Origin of the sequence: Streptomyces sp. URMC 127, from assembly GCF_051386535.1 — a bacterium.
Taxonomy (GTDB): Bacteria; Actinomycetota; Actinomycetes; order Streptomycetales; family Streptomycetaceae; genus Streptomyces.
The window spans coordinates 1-17,371 of the sequence record NZ_JBPQTW010000144.1 but is presented as its reverse complement, the minus strand read 5'-3'; the positions used below and the strand labels follow the sequence as shown (position 1 = coordinate 17,371).

The window sequence follows — 17,371 nt, the reverse complement described above, 5'->3', positions numbered from 1 at the left end:
CCCACCCGGAGCCGTGCTCCCCCCGCACCTCCCCGGCACGGCCGAGCCGCTCGGCGAAGGCGCCGTCAAGCTGATCGTGGCCGGGCCGCAAGCGGACGACACGCTCCGTACTCTCCTCACCGCCCACCCGCCGTGGCACATCCGCTCCGTGACGGAGGCACCGCACCCGTGATGGCCCTCATCCGCTACCAGGCCGCCCTCTTCCTGCGCTCGCACCGCTGGCTGCCCCCGCTGCTGCTGTGGGGCGGTTCCCTGGCCGTCGGCGTGCAGGGCGGCCAGCCGGTCCTGGACTGCGCCGGGTGGGCGGCGGCCACGCTGCTGCCCGTCACCGCCTGGCTGGTCCGCGTCTGCGTGACCGGCGAGCCGCCCGCCGCCCGGGACTGCACCGCCGCCGCTGCCGGGCCCTGGCGCGTGCACCTCGCGGCCGTCGCCGTCGCCCTGGGCGCGGCGCTGCTGCTGGCCGTGGCGGGCAGCGCGTTCGTCGCGGCCGTCGCCGACCCGCACTCCGCCGCCGGGCACGTGCCCGTTCCCCCGGGACCGGCGACGGCCGCGGGGCTGGTGTGCGCGGCGGCCTGCGCGCTGCTCGGCACGGCGGTCGGAGCGCTGTGCAACAGGCCGCTGCTGCGCAGCACCGCCTGGGCCGTGCCGTCGACGCTGGTCGGCGCGTTCGCCGTGCTCTTCGCCGGGGCGTCGCCCGCCAACGCGGCCGTGACCGGCCTGGTCACGGGCTCCCGCACCGGCTCCGTGCACGTGCCGCTGCTGCCGCTCGCCGCGGCGGGCGGCCTGGCGGCCGGAGCCGTCGCGGTGGCCTGCGCGCTCGCGTCGCGGCGCGGTTGAGGCGGCGCGGGCCCCGGCCGTCAGCGCGCGGCGATCAGGTCCGAGACGCGGACCAGCTCGTAACCGCGGGAGCGCAGTTCCGGCACGATGCGCCGGATCGCCTCCTCCGTGGCCGGCGCCGCGCTGTGCGTGCAGTGCATGACCACCACCGAGCCGGGCCTGACCTGGGCCAGGACCTGGTCGGCGACCGGCCCGGACTTCTTCGCGAAGGCGTCGCCGCTCACCACGTCCCACTGCACGGCCGTGACCTTCGCGGGGGCTATCTCGCGCAGGACGGCGTCGTTGTGACACCCGCCGGGGAAGCGGAAGTACGGCACGGTGCGCTCCACTCCGGCCTTCGCGAACGCGGCGGCGGCCCGCTCCACGTCCTGGCGCGCGGAGCCGGGGGCGACGGCCGGCAGGCCGTAGCAGGGCGTGGAGAAGGCGTGGTGGGCGTAGGAGTGGTTGGCGACCTCGAAGAGCGGGTCGCGGCCGATGGACCGGGCCTGGTCCGGGTACTGCTCGGCCCACTTGCCCGTCATGAAGACCGTGGCGGGCACCTTCAGGCGCCGCAGCGTCGAGATGAGCTGCGGGTTGTCGAACCGCTCCCCGCCCGCGGCGCGCTTGTCCTGATCCGCCGTCATATCGGCGTCGAAGGTGAGCGCGACGCGCTTGGCGCCGTCGCGCCTGCCGTGCGAGAAGACGGGGGCGGCCCCGCCGGGGCCCGGGGGCAGCGTGGGGGCGGCCAGGGGCCGCACGGAGGGCGCGGGCGGCGTCCCGGCCGGCGAAGCGGTCCTGGACGGAGGGCTCTTGGGGCGCTCGGCCGCGTCGCTGCCGCCGCCGCACGCGGCGAGGGGCAGGCAGAGCAGCGCGGCGAGGGCGGGCGCGAGGGCGTGACGGGCCGGCCGGCCACGGAGGATGGGGGTGGGAGTCACCACGGCACTGTATGCCCCGGGCCGCCGCGCCCTCGCGCCCGCCGGCGCGCTCAGGCGACGACGACGTTGTGCGCCGGGGTGATGCTGGGCCGCAGGTCGGCGAAGCCGAGGTCGGCGAGGACGGGGCCGAGGGTCTTGGACCAGGCCTCCAGCGCCTCGGGGGACTCCCACACGTCCGTCACCCGCCAGCCGCCGCCCTCCAGGGGGCCGGCGATGTGGGCGATGAGCCCGGCGGCGGGGATGTCGGCGAGGCGGGTGAAGCCCTGCCCGCCGGTGACGCGGCCGACGACCGCCTCGTAGAGGTCCTGTCCCCCGTCGGGGACGTCGAAGGTGACGACGATGGCCATGGGTGCTCCTGGCGGTGGCGGTGGCGGAGAGCCCGGTGCCGGGCCCGTAGCCACCCTCTCCCGGCCGGGCGCCGCGGGGCAGCCCCGCGGCGGCGGCTCGCGGGCGCGTTGGGCGCGGGACCGTAGGCGCTGGCGCGAGGGCGCGCGAGCGGCGGGCTCACCGCTTGTGGAGCGGGCCGGGCGGGCGGCTCCGCTTCCGGCGGCTACCGGTCACGCCGGACCCGCGCCGTGATGGCCCGCTGCCGTCGCTGCGGGGACCCCGCGCCGCCGCGGTGCCTTCTTCCGCCGCAATGGCGCGAAACCACAACGCGGCGGCCCGGCGGTGCCGTACCGCCGGCGACCCGTGGGTTACGGCTCGACCAGCCGCTTCGCGTCGCGCGCGAGGGGCGGGTAGCTTCGCTTCGGGAGCGTTCCGGGTGGGACGGCTGGGCGTTCTCCTGCCGCGGTGCCGCGGTGCCTTCTTCCGCCGCAATGGCGCGAAACCACAACGCGGCGGCCCGGCGGTGCCGCGACCCGTGGGTTACGGCTCGACCAGCCGCTTCGCGTCGCGTGCGAGCGCGGTGAGCCGGGATATCGCCCGGAAGTACTTCTTGCGGTAGCCGCCGGCCAGCATCTCCGCGCTGAACAGCTCGTCGAACGGCCGCCCGGAGGCCAGCACCGGTATCTCGCGGTCGTAGAGCCGGTCGGCCAGGACGACCAGCCGCAGCGCCGTGGACTGGTCCGGCACCGGCGTGACGCCCGTCAGGCACACGGCCCGCACGGAGTCGCACATCGCGCCGTAGCGGCTGGGGTGGACCTTGGAGAGGTGCTCCAGGAGATCGGGGAAGGCGTCGAGCGAGGCGCCCTCGGTGGTTTCAGCCGTACGGGTGACGATGGCGTCGTCGTACGGGGCGGGGGCCTCCGGCAGGCCGCGGTGGCGGTAGTCCTCGCCGTCGATGCGCAGGGGGCGGAAGTGGGCCGAGAGCCCCTGTATCTCGCGCAGGAAGTCCGCCGCGGCGAACCGGCCCTCGCCCAGCTTGCCCGGCAGCGTGTTGGACGTCGCGGCGAGCGCGACGCCCGCCTCGACCAGCTTGCCCAGCAGGGTGGAGACGAGGACGGTGTCGCCCGGGTCGTCGAGCTCGAACTCGTCGATGCACAGGAGGCGGTGGCCGCTGAGGGTCTTGACGGTCTGCTGGAAGCCCAGGGCGCCGACGAGGTTGGTCAGCTCCACGAACGTGCCGAAGGCCTTGAGCTCCGGGGCGGCCGGGGTGGCGTGCCACAGGGAGGCCAGCAGGTGGGTCTTGCCGACGCCGTACCCGCCGTCGAGGTAGACGCCGCGCGGGCCGGCCGCCGCGGCCGGCTTCGCCTCGCGCCGGAACCAGCGCTTGCGGCCCGCGCCCGTGGCGCCCGCGCCGCCGAGGCCCGCCGCGAAGCCGCTGAGGACCTGCACGGCCTCGGCCTGGCTGGGCTGGTCGGCCGCCGGTATGTAGTTGTCGAAGCGGACCGTGCCGAAGCGGGGCGGCGGCACCATCTCGGCGACCAGGCGGTCGGCCGGCACGTGCGGGGCGCGGGAGGTCAGCGCGATCGGGGAGCCGGTGCCGGCGCCGGATATCGGGCCGGAGGCGTCGGCGGAGGCCGACGGGGCCTGTGCGGCTGCCGCGCCGGAAGCGGAGGCGGTGGTGGGTGACACAGCTCTCCAGCCTAGCCGCTGAACGCCGGCTGCCGGCCGCCGGAAGAGCGAGGCATGTCACACTGCGGCCTATGCGACGCCTGTTCCCCGTGCCCCTGCCGTCTCCGTCCGTCCCGGCCGCCCCCTCATCTTGCTCGTCTTCTTCCCCGGAGGGCCGGGCCTCGGCCGCGGAGGACCGGACCTGGGAGCTGGAGGAGCTCGCCGAGGCCTACGCCTACCCGGAGACCGTGGCGGGGACCGGCGGCCGCCCGTGGCTGCGCGCCAACATGGTCTCCTCGCTGGACGGCGCGGCCCACCACGACGGGCGCTCGCAGCCGCTGTCCTCCGCCGCCGACATGCGGATCTTCGGCACCCTGCGCGGCCTCGCGGACGCGGTCGTCGTCGGCGCGGAGACCGTGCGCCAGGAGGGCTACCGGCCCGCCCGCGCCCGCGAGGCGTTCGCGGCGCGCCGGGCGGCGCTCGGCCAGGGGCCCGCGCCGGCGATCGCGATCGTGAGCGCGGCCCTCGACCTGGACTTCACCCTGCCCTTGTTCACCGAGCCGCTGGTGCCGACCATCGTGCTGACGGGCGCGGACGCCCCCGCGGAGCGGGCGGCCGCGGCCCGCGCGGCCGGGGCCGAGGTGCTCGTGGCCGGCGAGGGGCGCCGGGTGGACCCCGCGCGGGTGCCGGAGGTGCTGGCCGGGCGCGGCCTGACCAGGCTGCTCACCGAGGGCGGCCCGCAGCTGCTGGGGCAGTTCGCGGCGGCGGGCGTGCTCGACGAGCTGTGCCTGACGCTCGCGCCGCTGGTCGCCGGCGGTGCGGCGGCCCGGATCGTGAACGGTCCCGGCATGCCCGTGCCGGAACGATTCGTCCTCGCCTCGCTCCTCGAAGAGGGGGGTTTTCTGTTCAGCCGGTACCACAGAATCTGACAATCGGCGGAATATCCCGTTCCGGTTACCCGTCGGTGGGCAGAATTGAGTCGGACGTGCCCGACGGGGCACGTGACCAGAACGGGCGGGCCCAGGGGGGCGCGCGCAGGATGGTTTCTGTTGGCCGTTGGGCCGGTGGCCCACGAAGGAGAAGGGCTCCCACCGTGTTCACGAGCGTATTGATGATCGAGCAGCCGCTGTCCGCCACCGACGTGGACTTCGTCACCACCCTTCACGACGACGATCTGTCCTTCGTGGTCCTCATGCAGCCCAGAGGCGCCGAGGACCGGCTCCTGCGCGCCATCGACGACGTCGCGCTCGGCGAGCTGGAACGGGCGCTGCACGAGGCCGACGAGCCGGAGGGCGAGCAGGCCCTCCGCCCGGCCGCCCTCGCCCTGGAGCACTCGCTGCGCAGCCTCCGGGAGGCGGGCTGCGAGGCGGTGGGCCAGCTCGTCGAGGGCCACCCGCTGGACCTGCTGCGGTCCGTGGTCGAGCAGACCCACGCGGATGAGGTGATCGTGCTGACCGCACCGCACCTGGTGGAGGAGTTCTTCCACCGCGACTGGGCCTCCCGGGCCCGGCACAAGGTCGGCGTGCCCGTCCTCAAGCTCTACGCCCACAACGACGAGGAGGACTACGCCCTCGGGGACGTGGGGGAGGGCTGAGGAGCGGGCCGGCGGGGACGGGCGGAGCGCACGGCGGCCTTGAGCGGTACGGCGGCGGGCCGGCCGTTCTCAGCGCAGCCGCCCGTCGGCCATCGTGAGGACCCGGTCCGCGCGGCCGAGCAGCGCCCGGTCGTGGGTCACCAGCACCGTGGCCGTCCGGTGCGCCCGGGTCACCTCGGCGAGCAGCTCCACGACCCGCTCGCCGCGCTCGTGATCCAGCGCCGACGTGGGCTCGTCCACCAGCAGGACGGACGGGCCGCCGGACAGCGCGCGGGCGATGTTCACCCGCTGCCGCTCGCCGCCGGACAGCTGGTGCGGGCGGCGGCGCCGCTTCGCCGCGTCCAGGCCCACCGACTCCAGCAGCTCCGCCGCCCGCGCCCGCGCGGCCCGCAGGGCCCTGCCCCGTGCGCCGCGCAGATGCCCGACCGCCAGCAGCTGCTCCTCGGCGGTCAGCGACGGCAGCAGGTTCGCCTGCTGGAAGACGATGCCGATGCGCTCCCGGCGCAGCGCCGTCCGCGCCCGGGCGCCCATCGGCCCGGTGTCCTGCCCGGCCACCGTCACGCGGCCCGCGTCCGGGCGCAGCAGCGTGGCCGCCACCGCCAGCAGGCTCGACTTCCCCGAGCCGGAGGGCCCGGCGACCGCGACGAGCTCGCCCGGCGCCACGTCCAGGGACACCGCGTCGAGGGCGGTCAGCGTGCGGTCGCCGTCCGGATAGGTGAGGGTGACGGCGTCCAGCGACAGCGCGGGGGCGGCAGGGGCGGTGGTCATCGGGAGGCTCCCAGGGCGGTCAGCGGGTCGACGGAGGTGATGCGGCGTACGGCGAGGGCGGAGCCGGCCAGGCCCAGCAGCACCATGGCCGCCACGGGCACGGCCACGGTCGCCGCCCCCAGCTCGAACGGCACCGACGCCGAGGCGAGCGCCCCGCCGGCCGTGCCCGCCGCGGCGCCGAGCGCGGACCCGGCGGCCAGCACGACCGCCGCCTGCCCGAGCGCGTCGCGCACGAGGTAGGCGCTGCTCGCGCCCACCGCCTTGAGCACCGCGACGTCGGGCCCGCGCTGCACCGTCCACACCGTGAAGAAGGCGCCGACGACCAGGGCGCTCACGACGAACAGGAAGCCCTGGATCATCCGCAGGGTGCCGTGCTCGGCCGCGTAGCCGTCGATCCCGTCCAGCGCCTCGCCGACGGGGACGGCCTTTGTGGACCGCGCGGCGTCGCCGTCCGGGCGGCCGGTGCCGTCCACGGCGAGGGCGGTCGGCTGCGCCTGGTGGCTCACCCGCTGCCACGCCGCGAGGGTCGTCCACACGGCCGGGGCGTGGCCGTGGCTGCGGTCCTCGGTGATGCCGGAGACGGTCAGCTCCTCGGTGCCGAGGGTGACGCGGTCGCCGGGGCGCAGGCCGGCCTCCCGCGCGAGCCGCTCCCCGACGGCCACCTCGCCGCCGTCCGGCGCGGAGCCGGACACGAGCGCGGGCCGCAGCCGGTCCGGCGTCCCGAACACGCTCACCGACGTCGCCCTGCCGCCCGCCGTCAGCCGCGTCATCGCCACGCCGAACGGCTCCGCGGACCGCACGCCCGCCGCCTCCCGCCAGGCCCGCTGCTGTCCGGCGTCCACCGAGCTGTTGGAGAACGACACCTCCGGCCCTGCGCCTGCGGGCGCGCCGAACACGATCCGGCCGGCCGGCAGGCCCGCCACCGCGGACGACGCCTCCCGCGCCAGGCCGTCGGTCAGGCCGTAGAGGAAGACCACGAGGGTCGTGATGAGCGTGACCACGGCACCCATCAGGGCGAACCGCCCCCGGGCGAAACGAATGTCACGGAGCGCGACGAACAAGGACCCTCAACCTCCGGGCTGCGAACAGGACCCCTCCACCGTCCCGCGCGGACGCCCCGCCGCCATCAGGGCAAGGACTGGTCCGCGGCCCGTCCGTACGGTGCACCCGAAAATCAACCGAACGGTTGAGGGCCGGGGCGGACAGGCCCCCCGCCGCGGGCCCGTACGCTCGATGGGGTGAGCCGAACGCCCCCTTCCGACCCCCGCACCGCGGCCGGACCCGCAGGCGCGCCCGACCGGCCGGTGCGGCGTGCCCCGCACGGGCCGTTCGCGCGCGCCCTGCCCGGGAAGCGTCTGCGCGCCCTGCGCGAAAGGCCCGCACGTGCCGCGCACGGGAGCTCCGCGCACGGGAGTTCCGCCCCGGACGCCGTCGCCGTGCCCCCGCCCGGCTCCGACATGCCCTCCCTGCGCCTCGTCCGCCTCGCGCTGCACGGCTCCTTCTACGTGCTCCTCGCCGTCGCCGCCGCCCCGGCCGCCGCCGGGACCAAGCCGCAGGCGGTCCTGCTCCCCGCCGCCGTGCTCGCCGCCGTCTACGGCCTCGGCGTCGTCCGGCCCACCGCCCGGCGCGGGCTGTGGCTCACCGCCGTCACCGCCCTGTGGCTGCTGCTGCTCGCCATGGACCACGGCTACAGCTACGTCGCCTTCCCGCTGTTCTTCCTCTTCCTGGGCGCCCTGCCCGTCCGCTGGGCCCACCCCGCCATCGCCGCGGCCACCGCCGCCGTCGTGGCCGCCCAGGCCGCCGCGCCCGGCGGGCTCACCGCCGCCAAGGTGATCGGCCCCGCCGCCGGCGCCGCCGTCGCCATCCTGACCGGCTACGGCTACGCCGCGCTCTACCGCGAGAGCCGCAAGCGCCAGCAGCTCATCGACGACCTGCTGCGCACCCGCGACGAGCTCGCCGCCGCCCAGCGCGAGGCCGGCCGGCTCGCCGAGCGCCAGCGGCTCGCCCGCGAGATCCACGACACCCTCGCCCAGGGCCTGTCCAGCATCGTCCTGCTCGCCCGCGCGGCCGAAGCAGCAGAAGCCGCCGGGCCCGCCGCGTCCGGTGACGCCGCGACCGTCCGCGAGCGCATCCGCGAGATCGGGCTGACCGCCTCCGACAACCTCGCCGAGGCCCGCCGCTTCGTCCAGGCCCTCACCCCGCCCGCCCTGGAGGACGCGCCCCTGCCCGAAGCGCTGCGCCGGGTCACCGCGCGCACCGTCCCCGGAGCCGTCTTCCGCCTCGACGGCGACCCCCGCACCCTCCCCATGGAGACCGAGGTCGCCCTGCTGCGCCTCACCCAGGAGGCCCTCGCCAACGTCGCCCGCCACGCGCACGCCGAGCACACCGCCGTCACCCTCGCCTTCCTCGACGGCCAGGTCACCCTCGACGTCTACGACGACGGCGTCGGCTTCGCCCCCGGCGACGGCCCGGCCGACGGCCGCCGGACCTTCGGCCTGCACGGCATGCGCGAGCGCATCGCCGCCCTCGGCGGCACCCTCACCGTCGAGTCCGCGCCCGGCGAGGGCACGGCGATCGCGGCGGTGGTGCCGGTGGGTGACGGGGCCCGGCCCCGGGAGACGTCCGAGGCGACGCACAGGGGCACTTCACCCGGGGACGGCCCGGGGACGTTCTCCCCGCCGCAACGGCGACGGGCCACGACCACGGAGTCCGGCTCCGCCGGACCGGGACACGAGGCGAAGGAAACCGCGGCATGACCGGGCCCGCACATCCCGAAGGCGCCGGCCGCGAGGCCATCCGCGTCCTGATCGTCGACGACCACCCCGTCGTACGGCGCGGCCTGCGCGCCATGGTCGGCGAGCTGCCCGGCGTGGAGGCCGTCGGCGAGGCCGCCGACGGCGCCGCGGCCCTGCGGCTGCTCGACGCCGGCACCCGCCCCGACGTCGTCCTCATGGACCTGCAGATGGGCGACGGCATGCACGGCGTCGAGGCCACCCGCCGCATCACCGCGCTGCCCTCACCGCCCGCCGTCCTCATCCTCACCACCTACAGCACCGACGCCGACATCCTCGCCGCCGTCGAGGCCGGGGCCACCGGCTACCTCCTCAAGGACGCCCCGCCCGAGGAGGTCACCGCCGCCGTCCACGCCGCCGCCCGCGGCGAGACCGTCCTCGCCCCGCCCGTCGCCGCCCGCCTGCTCGGCCGCGTGCGCGCCGGCGGCGGGCCCGCCCTCACCCAGCGGGAGACCGAGATCCTGGGACTGGTGGCCGAGGGCCTGGCCAACAAGCAGATCTCCCGCCGCCTCTTCATCAGCGAGGCGACGGTCAAGACCCACCTCGTCCACATCTACGGAAAGCTGGGCGTCGACAGCCGCACGGGAGCGATCGCGGCGGGCCTGGCGGCGGGGCTGATCCGGGCGGTGTGACGGGGGAGGACGGGACTGTCACCGCGGGGTGCAAGAATCGGTCCCTGAAACCCAGCACGCTGCGACAGGGAGCACCGCACATGGCACCGGCCGTCCCCACGACGATGGACCGACCGCACTTCATCGGCATCGGCGGCGCCGGCATGTCGGGCATCGCGAAGATCCTCGCCCAGCGGGGCGCGCAGGTCGCGGGCAGCGACGCGAAGGAGTCCGCGACGGCCGCGGCCCTGCGCGAGCTGGGCGTCACGGTGCACATCGGCCACGCCGCGGACCACCTGGCGGCCGACGCCACCTGCGTCGTCGTCTCCAGCGCCATCCGCGCGGACAACCCCGAGCTGGCCGCGGCCGCCGAGCGCGGCATCCCCGTCGTGCACCGCTCGGACGCCCTGGCCCGCCTGATGGACGGGCTGCGCCCGATCGCCGTCGCCGGCACGCACGGCAAGACGACCACGACGTCGATGCTCGCCGTCTCCCTGGACACCCTGGAGCTGGACCCGTCGTACGCCATCGGCGGCGACCTGAGCGGTCCCGGCACCAACGCCCGGCACGGCTCGGGCGAGATCTTCGTGGCGGAGGCGGACGAGAGCGACCGCAGCTTCCACAAGTACGCGCCCGAGGTCGCGATCGTCCTCAACGTGGAGCTGGACCACCACGCGAACTACGCGTCGATGGACGAGATCTACGAGTCCTTCGAGACGTTCGTCGGCCGCGTCCGCCCCGGCGGCACGCTGATCGTCGGCGAGCACGCGGGCGCCCGCGAGCTGGCGGCCCGCGTCGCCGGCCGCGAGGGCCTGCGGATCGTCACCGTCGGCGAGGCCGAGGGCTCCGACGTGCGGATCCGCCGGATCACGCCGAAGGGCATGACCAGCGAGGTCGAGGTCGTCCTCGACGGCGCCGAGCTGACCCTGACCGTCTCCGTGCCCGGCCGCCACTACGCGCACAACGCCGTCGCCGCCCTGGCCGCGGGCGTCGCCCTGGGCGTCCCCGCCGAGGAGCTGGCGGGCGCGCTGGCCGCGTACACCGGCGTGGGCCGCCGCCTGCAGCTCAAGGGCGAGGCGGCCGGCGTGCAGGTCATCGACTCGTACGCCCACCACCCCACCGAGATGACCGCCGACCTGGAGGCCATCCGCGGCGCCGCGGCCGGCTCCCGCGTCCTGGTCGTCTTCCAGCCGCACCTGTTCTCCCGCACCCAGGAGCTCGGCAAGGAGATGGGCGAGGCCCTCGCGCTCGCCGACGCCTCCGTGGTCCTGGACATCTACCCGGCCCGCGAGGACCCGGTTCCGGGCGTCACCAGCGCCCTGATCATCGACGCGGCCGTCGCCGCGGGCGCCGTCGTCCGCGCCGAGCACGACATGGCGGCGATCCCGGACGTCATCGCGGGAATGGCCCGCCCCGGCGATCTCGTTCTGACGATGGGCGCGGGAGACGTCACGGACCTCGGTCCGAAGATCCTGGCCCGCCTGGAGAGCTGAGCGAGACACCACGGAGGGCGTACGACATGGCGTACGAGGTCGAGAAGACGGACGAGCAGTGGCGTGCGGAGCTCTCCCCGGCGGAGTACCAGGTGCTCCGCCGGGCCGGCACCGAGCCCGCCTTCCGGGGCGAGTACACCGACACGAAGACCGCGGGCGTCTACTCCTGCCGCGCCTGCGGCGCGGAGCTCTTCCGCTCCACGGAGAAGTTCGAGAGCCACTGCGGCTGGCCGAGCTTCTACGACCCGAAGGACTCCGCGGCCGTCGAGCTCGTCGAGGACCGCTCGCACGGCATGGTCCGCACCGAGGTCCGCTGCGCCCGCTGCGGCTCCCACCTGGGCCACGTCTTCGAGGGCGAGGGCTACCCCACGCCCACGGACCAGCGGTACTGCATCAACTCCATCGCCCTGCGCCTGGTGCCGGCGGAGGGCTGAGGCCGGCTCACTTGTGCCCGGCGAGGCCCTTCTTGAGGTCGTCGTAGTTCATGACGGGCAGCAGCTCGACGTCGGCCTCCATTTCGACCAGGAGGGACTCCAGCGTGGCCGGTATCTGCGAGGAGTCCTCCATGTCGAAGACGAGGGTGCAGGTGCGGCCGCCGTCCATGGGGCCGAAGTAGGCGGCTTCGGGCTTGGTCCGGTCCATCAGGTCCTGTACGAACTTCGCCAGCTCGCCACGCTTGTAGACCTCGTTCGAGGCGTGGGTGTCCAGCCGGGCCCTGAGCATCATGCGCATGACTCATCGTCCCCTCGGGGCGGCGCACCGCACCCGGCGCTCCGGCTGTGCGCTCACTGAGGCACGGCTGCGCTCGTTCTCAGCGTCCCTCCGGGGCGGGGCCCTCGCAACGCAGCACGGCTGCCGACTCCGGGGGGAGGTGCAGGACGCCGTCGGGGCCGGGCAGGCCGACGGGGTGCCAGGCGGCCAGGACCTCGGACGGCCGGGGGCTGCCCAGGGGCAGGGCGACCGGGGCGGACGTGGGGTTGACGGCCGTGCACAGGGTGCCGCGGCGCAGGACGGCCGTGCCGCCGGGGCCCACCGCGGCGGTCGTGGCGGCGAGCGGTCCCGGGTCCGGTTCGGCGCGGCGGAGGACGATCAGGCGGCGGTGCCAGGACAGCAGGGCGCGGTGCGGCTCGCGCTCGGGCTCGCTCCAGTCCAGGCAGGAGCGGGCGCGGGTGGCCGGGTCCTGCGGGTCGGGGATCTCCTCGGCGGCCCAGCCGTGCGCGGCGAACTCGCGCCGGCGGCCGGTGCGGACCGCCTCGGCCAGCTGCGGGTCCGTGTGGTCGGTGAAGAACTGCCAGGGCGTGCGGGCGCCCCACTCCTCGCCCATGAACAGCATGGGCGTGAAGGGCCCGCCCAGGACGAGCGCGGCGGCGCAGGCCAGCAGCCCGGGGGAGAGGCGGGCGGCGAGCCGGTCGCCCTGGGCGCGGTTGCCGATCTGGTCGTGGTTCTGCGCGTAGCCGACGAGCCGGTGCGCGGGGGTGGCCGCCGGGTCGAGGGGGCGGCCCCACGGGCGGCCGCGGAACGAGGAGTGCGTGCCGTCGTGGAAGAAGCCGCCCCGCAGCGTCTTGGCGAGCGCCGCGGCCGGGTCAGCGGCGAAGTCGGCGTAGTAGCCCTGGGACTCGCCGGTCAGGGCGGTGTGCAGGGCGTGATGGAAGTCGTCGTTCCACTGCGCGTGCAGGCCCAGGCCCCCGGCCCGGCGCGGCGTCACCGTGGCCGGGTCGTTGCGGTCGGACTCGGCGATGAGGAACAGCGGCCTGCCCAGCCGCGCGGCCAGCGCGTCGACGGCGCCCGACAGCTCGGCCAGGAAGTGCTTGGGGCGGTTGTCGGCGAGGGCGTGGACCGCGTCCAGCCGCAGCCCGTCCAGCCGGTAGTCGCGCAGCCAGGCCAGCGCACTGCCCGTCAGATAGGCCCGCACCTCGTCGGATCCGGGGGCGTCGAGGTTGACGGCCGCGCCCCACGGCGTGTGGTGGGTGTCGGTGAAGTACGGCCCGAAGGCGGGCAGGTGGTTGCCGGAGGGCCCGAGGTGGTTGTGCACCACGTCCAGGACGACGCCCAGCCCGAGCGCGTGGGCGGCGTCAACAAAGCGGGCCAGGCCCGCGGGCCCGCCGTAGGGCTCGTGCACGGCCCACAGCGACACGCCCTCGTAGCCCCAGCCGTGCGTGCCCGGGAACGGGCACACGGGCATCAGCTCCACGTGCGTGACGCCCAGTTCCGCGAGGTGCGGCAGGCGCGCGGCCGCGGCGTCGAAGGTGCCCTCGCGGGTGTACGTGCCCACGTGCAGCTCGTAGAGGACGGCCCCCGGCAGCCCGCGCCCCGGCCACGGATGCCGCCAGGGGATGCGGCCGGGCTCGGTGACGGCGGAGAGGCCGTCGGGCCCGTCGGGCTGCCGGCGCGAGCGCGGATCGGGCCGTACGGGCCCGCCGTCGAGGGCGAAGCCGTAGCGGGTGCCCTCCCCGCCGGGCGCCTCCCGCCGCCACCAGCCGGCCCGCGCCGGGTCCGGCTCCATCGCGTACGCCTGCCCGCCGGCCTGCAGCGTCACCTGCCCGGCCCGCGGCGCCCATACCTCGAACAGCACGGTGGCTCCTCTCGACGGGGGGAGTCTCCCCAGCCCCGCCCCGTCCCGTAACCCGGGTCTCCGCCCCCGGCTCCCCCGTCCGCCCCGGGAGACGGTGAAAGGGCGGGACCGGGGCACACGCCCTACGACGTCGGCACGAGGTCTATGCGCTCCTGGGTGACGGGATAGCCCGCCTTCTCAAAGGTCGCCGCCATCGGGGTGTTGCCCTTGTCCGTCGCGGCAGCGATCCTCGTGGCGCCCTCGGCCACCAGGTCGTGCGTGCACTCCACGAGCAGGTCGTAGGCGTAGCCGTGGCCGCGCTGCCCGGGGACGACGCCGATGTAGCCCACGCACGGCCCGGCCGGGTTGTGCGCGGGGATGTGGATGCCGACGAGCTCGCCGCCGGGCGTGCGGGCGAGCTTCCACCAGGCGCGCGGCGACGGCAGCCAGCCGAGGAACTCCATCGCGTCGTCGACGGCCGCCTCCAGGCCGAGTCCGGCGACGTTGCGGGCGTCGTGGGCGTCGAGCGTGCCGTGCATGGTGCGGCCGAGCACGTCGCGGATGACGGCGTCGTCGGGCTCGGGCCGGCAGACCAGCCGCCCCGTGCGCTCCGGCAGCGGGCAGCCGGTCGTCCACTCGTAGCGGAAGCGCTCGACGAGGACCCGCATCCCGGCGGCCTCGGCGGCCGCGACGCGGGCCTCGACGGCGGCGCGCGCGTCCGGCAGCTCGCGCCAGCCGGGCGGGGCGATGAGGCAGTACTCCGACCGCAGGGGCGCGGTGCGCAGCAGCCGGACGGCCGCCTCCGCCTCGCCGTCGGCGAAGTCGAACCAGTCGAGGGCCTTGGGCGTCTCGTCGCCGGGCCCGCCCCACCAGGCGGCGCGGGCCACGACCTTGCCGTCGCGCAGCGCCACCCAGGTCCAGTCGGGCCGGTACTCCCCGCCCTCGTGGACGGGCACGTAGGTGTGGCCGAAGGCGCCTCTGCCGACGAGGGCGGGGGCGGGAGCGGCGGCGTCGAAGGAGGTGAAGAGATCGGTGTCGTGTTCGGTGAGGGCGCGGACGACCAGGTCGGTCATGGGGTCCTTCCGGAAGGGAATCGTTGGGCAGAGGGTGCGCGGAGCCGGGCCCGGCCGTCCACCGATTTCTTCGCGGACCGCTCGCTGCGCGCGCCTCACACCTGGTGGAGCCCGCGCCCCGCCAGCGACAGCATCACCTCGCCCACCGCCTCCGACAGCGTCGGGTGCGGGTGGACGTGCTGGGCGACGTCCGTGGCCTCCGCGTCCCAGCCGACGGCCAGCTGGCTCTCCGCGATCATCTCCGAGACGTGCGGGCCGACCAGGTGGACGCCGAGCAGCCGGCCGCCGCCCTTCTCGGCGACGGCCTTCACCACGCCGCCCTGCCCGTGCACCATGCCCTTGGCGACGGCCGTCAGCGGCATCGAGTTGACCTCGACGCCGAAGCCGCGCTCGCGCGCACCGGCCTCCGTCAGGCCCACCGAGGCCGTCTGCGGGCTGGAGTACGTCACGCGCGGTACGGCGGCGTAGTCGACCGGCCGCGGCGCCCGCCCCGCCAGGGCCTCGGCGACCAGCAGCCCCTCGGCGAAGGAGGCGTGGGCCAGGCCGGGGGAGGGCGGCGGCAGCAGGTCGCCCACCACGTGGACGCCCGGCACCGCCGTCTCCAGGCGTGACCAGTCGGCCGGCGGGACGAAGCCGCGGGCGTCGCCGGCGAGCCCCGCCGCGGCGAGGCCGAGGCCGTCGGTGACCGGGACCCGGCCCACGGCCACCAGCAGCCGCTCCGCCGAGACGGTGCGCACCTCCCCCTTGGCGGTACGGAGCACGGCCCGCACTCCGCTCTCGTGGACGACGGCCTCCTCCAGCCGCGCCCCCGTCTGCACGTCGATGCCGCGCTTCTTCAGGCCCCGCGTCAGATACCGGCTCACGTCGGCGTCCTCCAGCGGCAGCAGCCGGTCCGCCGCCTCCACGAGCGTCACCTCGGCGCCCATGGAGCGGTGCAGGGAGGCGTACTCGACGCCGATGGCGCCGCCGCCCAGCACCAGCACCGAACCCGGCAGCCCCGGCGCGAACAGCGCGTCGTCGCTGGTCACCACGCGCACGCCGTCGGGCTCCAGGCCGGGCAGCGTACGCGGCCGGGACCCGGTCGCGAGCACCACGCCCCGGCGGGCCGTCCACCGCGCCCCCGCCTCCGCACCCGAGTCGATGCGTATGCTCCGTGCGCCCGTCAGCGACGCCGAACCCCGCACCACGCGCACGCCGGCCTGCGCCAGATGTCCCTCCACGCCCCGGTGGTTGCGGGAGACGATGTCGTCACGGGTCGCGGTCAGCGCGGACCAGTCGACCGACTCCAGCGTCGCCTTCACCCCCCACCGCTCGCGCGCCTCCGCGATGCCGTCCACGAGCTCCGCCGCGTGCAGCATCGCCTTGCTGGGTATGCAGCCGCGGTGCAGACAGGTTCCGCCCACGAGCTCGCGCTCCGCGAGGACCACGCCGAGGCCCAGGGCGGCGGCCCGCAGAGCGGTGCTGTAGCCGCCGGTGCCGCCGCCGATCACGATCACGTCTGTTTCGAGTGTTTCGAGCAAGCCTGTTTCGCGCATGGCTTCACCCTGCGCCGTCCGCGATCATGAGTCCAACGCAATGTTTCGATGGAACCCATGACCTGGGTTCATAAGACCTCAGGGGGCCGGGCATGAGCCTGCGGCAGATGGAGTACCTCGTCGCCGTCGTCGAGGAGGAGTCCTTCACCCGCGCCGCGGAACTGCTCAACGTCACCCAGTCCGCGCTCTCCCACCAGATCAAGGCCCTGGAGCGGGAGGTCGGCGGCCCGCTGCTGGAACGCCGCCCGCGCGGCATCGGCCTCACCCCGATGGGCCGCGCCTTCCTCCCGCACGCCGAACTCGCCGTCCGCAGCGCCGTACAGGCACACCGGGCGGCGAAGGCCGCGGCCGGGGCGGCCGGCGGCGAACTGCACATCGCCTCACTCCACGCCCTCGCGGTCGGCGTGCTGCCGCCCGTCTTCGCCCGCTGGCGCCGCGCCTTCCCCGCCGTCCGCCTCCACCTGCACGAGTACGCGACCACGGAGGAACTGCGCGACCACATGGAGCGCGGGGTCGCCGACGTCGCCGTCGGCCCCCGCCCGGAGGGCTGGCAGGGCCCCGTCGTCTCCCTCGGCGACGAGGAGATCATGCTGATCACCTCGGCCGGTGACCCGCTCGCCGCCCGCACGGGCCCGGTCAAGCTGCCCGAGCTGGCCGACCGCGACTGGGTGCGCTGCGCCCTCGAACCGGTCGTGGAGGGCAAGCGCTGGCTGGACTGGGTCTGCGAACAGGGCGGCTTCAGCCCCCGTACGGCCGTCTGGACGGAGCACTCCTCCACCGCCGTGCGGATGGCGGTGAGCGGGCTGGGCCTGGTCGCCGCGCCCGTCCACATGGCACGCGACGTGCCCGGCGCCGTGGCCGTCCCCGTCGACCGCCCGTGGCGCCGCGAACAGACCGCGTTCACCCGCGTCCCCCTGACGGGCATCACGGCGGCGTTCGTAGAACTGTGCGGGGAGCTGGCGTTTCCGGGACCGGTGCGGTCGGCTCACCCGGCTCCGTGAGGACCACGCCCCGATAGGGGCGCGGGGAACTGCGCGACCAGCCACATACGGCCCGCAGCCGACAACGCATCCGGCGGAGTCAGCACCGTACGAGCAACGCCACCGGATACCGTTCCAGCAACGCGCCCAGCACGGCCCGTCCCTCGAAGGACGCCCCCGTCAGCACACAACGCCACCGCCCGCCGGGCAGCCCCAGCACCGTCCCTG

Annotated in this window: 17 protein-coding genes; 8 read left to right on the top strand and 9 right to left on the bottom strand. The window is 75.8% G+C overall.

Annotation, left to right across the window (positions count from 1 at the left end; translation table 11 throughout):
• Positions 1-168 precede the first annotated feature (168 nt).
• On the top strand, positions 169-837 hold the full coding sequence (locus ACSNOH_RS24360; RefSeq protein WP_436723566.1) for an ABC transporter: 669 nt from the start codon (positions 169-171) through the stop codon (positions 835-837).
• Between the two features lie 20 nt (positions 838-857).
• On the opposite strand, the gene ACSNOH_RS24355 is transcribed toward ACSNOH_RS24360, so the two are convergent.
• From ACSNOH_RS24355 to zapE, 3 genes are all read right to left on the bottom strand, one after another.
• The gene (locus tag ACSNOH_RS24355) at positions 858-1,751 is read right to left on the bottom strand and encodes a polysaccharide deacetylase family protein (RefSeq protein WP_436723565.1); all 894 of its coding nucleotides are present in this window, start codon (positions 1,749-1,751) and stop codon (positions 858-860) included.
• A 50-nt stretch (positions 1,752-1,801) separates the two neighbouring features.
• Positions 1,802-2,098, bottom strand: coding sequence for a hypothetical protein (locus ACSNOH_RS24350; protein ID WP_436723564.1), 297 nt, complete (start codon positions 2,096-2,098; stop codon positions 1,802-1,804).
• Positions 2,099-2,618: 520 nt separating this feature from the next.
• Complete coding sequence (zapE, locus tag ACSNOH_RS24345) at positions 2,619-3,689, bottom strand: cell division protein ZapE (protein WP_436723567.1); 1,071 nt, start codon at positions 3,687-3,689, stop codon at positions 2,619-2,621.
• Between the two features lie 149 nt (positions 3,690-3,838).
• Between zapE and ACSNOH_RS24340 the strand changes: the two genes are divergently transcribed.
• Both ACSNOH_RS24340 and ACSNOH_RS24335 read left to right on the top strand, forming a co-directional pair.
• The gene (locus ACSNOH_RS24340; protein ID WP_436723563.1) at positions 3,839-4,675 is read left to right on the top strand and encodes a pyrimidine reductase family protein; all 837 of its coding nucleotides are present in this window, start codon (positions 3,839-3,841) and stop codon (positions 4,673-4,675) included.
• 164 nt (positions 4,676-4,839) lie between these two features.
• Positions 4,840-5,340 carry an indole-3-glycerol phosphate synthase gene (locus tag ACSNOH_RS24335; protein WP_436723562.1) on the top strand — a complete coding sequence of 167 codons (501 nt, stop codon included), beginning with the start codon at positions 4,840-4,842 and terminating at the stop codon, positions 5,338-5,340.
• Positions 5,341-5,409: 69 nt separating this feature from the next.
• Here the strand turns inward: ACSNOH_RS24335 and ACSNOH_RS24330 are convergent, their stop codons facing one another.
• Together ACSNOH_RS24330 and ACSNOH_RS24325 are read right to left on the bottom strand one after the other, a co-directional pair.
• Complete coding sequence (locus ACSNOH_RS24330) at positions 5,410-6,108, bottom strand: ABC transporter ATP-binding protein (RefSeq protein ID WP_436723561.1); 699 nt, start codon at positions 6,106-6,108, stop codon at positions 5,410-5,412.
• On the bottom strand, positions 6,105-7,169 hold the full coding sequence (locus ACSNOH_RS24325) for an ABC transporter permease (protein WP_436723560.1): 1,065 nt from the start codon (positions 7,167-7,169) through the stop codon (positions 6,105-6,107). Before ACSNOH_RS24325 ends, ACSNOH_RS24330 begins: the two co-directional genes overlap by 4 nt.
• Before the next feature lie 177 nt (positions 7,170-7,346).
• Here ACSNOH_RS24325 and ACSNOH_RS24320 point away from each other — a divergent pair, with 177 nt between their 5' ends.
• From ACSNOH_RS24320 to msrB, 4 genes are all read left to right on the top strand, one after another.
• Entirely contained in the window at positions 7,347-8,864 is a 1,518-nt protein-coding gene (locus tag ACSNOH_RS24320) for a sensor histidine kinase (protein WP_436723559.1), read from the top strand.
• Positions 8,861-9,532, top strand: coding sequence for a response regulator (locus ACSNOH_RS24315; RefSeq protein ID WP_436723558.1), 672 nt, complete (start codon positions 8,861-8,863; stop codon positions 9,530-9,532). Before ACSNOH_RS24320 ends, ACSNOH_RS24315 begins: the two co-directional genes overlap by 4 nt.
• Before the next feature lie 80 nt (positions 9,533-9,612).
• On the top strand, positions 9,613-11,004 hold the full coding sequence (gene murC / locus ACSNOH_RS24310) for a UDP-N-acetylmuramate--L-alanine ligase (protein ID WP_436723557.1): 1,392 nt from the start codon (positions 9,613-9,615) through the stop codon (positions 11,002-11,004).
• A 26-nt stretch (positions 11,005-11,030) separates the two neighbouring features.
• The gene (gene msrB, locus ACSNOH_RS24305) at positions 11,031-11,438 is read left to right on the top strand and encodes a peptide-methionine (R)-S-oxide reductase MsrB (protein WP_436723556.1); all 408 of its coding nucleotides are present in this window, start codon (positions 11,031-11,033) and stop codon (positions 11,436-11,438) included.
• Positions 11,439-11,445: 7 nt separating this feature from the next.
• On the opposite strand, the gene ACSNOH_RS24300 is transcribed toward msrB, so the two are convergent.
• From ACSNOH_RS24300 to lpdA, 4 genes are all read right to left on the bottom strand, one after another.
• Positions 11,446-11,736 carry a hypothetical protein gene (locus ACSNOH_RS24300; protein WP_436723555.1) on the bottom strand — a complete coding sequence of 97 codons (291 nt, stop codon included), beginning with the start codon at positions 11,734-11,736 and terminating at the stop codon, positions 11,446-11,448.
• Between the two features lie 79 nt (positions 11,737-11,815).
• On the bottom strand, positions 11,816-13,576 hold the full coding sequence (treZ, locus tag ACSNOH_RS24295; RefSeq protein ID WP_436723554.1) for a malto-oligosyltrehalose trehalohydrolase: 1,761 nt from the start codon (positions 13,574-13,576) through the stop codon (positions 11,816-11,818).
• 122 nt (positions 13,577-13,698) lie between these two features.
• Positions 13,699-14,628, bottom strand: coding sequence for a GNAT family N-acetyltransferase (locus tag ACSNOH_RS24290; RefSeq protein WP_436723553.1), 930 nt, complete (start codon positions 14,626-14,628; stop codon positions 13,699-13,701).
• Positions 14,629-14,723: 95 nt separating this feature from the next.
• Positions 14,724-16,163, bottom strand: coding sequence for a dihydrolipoyl dehydrogenase (gene lpdA, locus ACSNOH_RS24285; RefSeq protein WP_436723552.1), 1,440 nt, complete (start codon positions 16,161-16,163; stop codon positions 14,724-14,726).
• 92 nt (positions 16,164-16,255) lie between these two features.
• Between lpdA and ACSNOH_RS24280 the strand changes: the two genes are divergently transcribed.
• Positions 16,256-17,164 carry a LysR family transcriptional regulator gene (locus ACSNOH_RS24280; protein ID WP_436723551.1) on the top strand — a complete coding sequence of 303 codons (909 nt, stop codon included), beginning with the start codon at positions 16,256-16,258 and terminating at the stop codon, positions 17,162-17,164.
• Positions 17,165-17,371 lie beyond the last annotated feature (207 nt).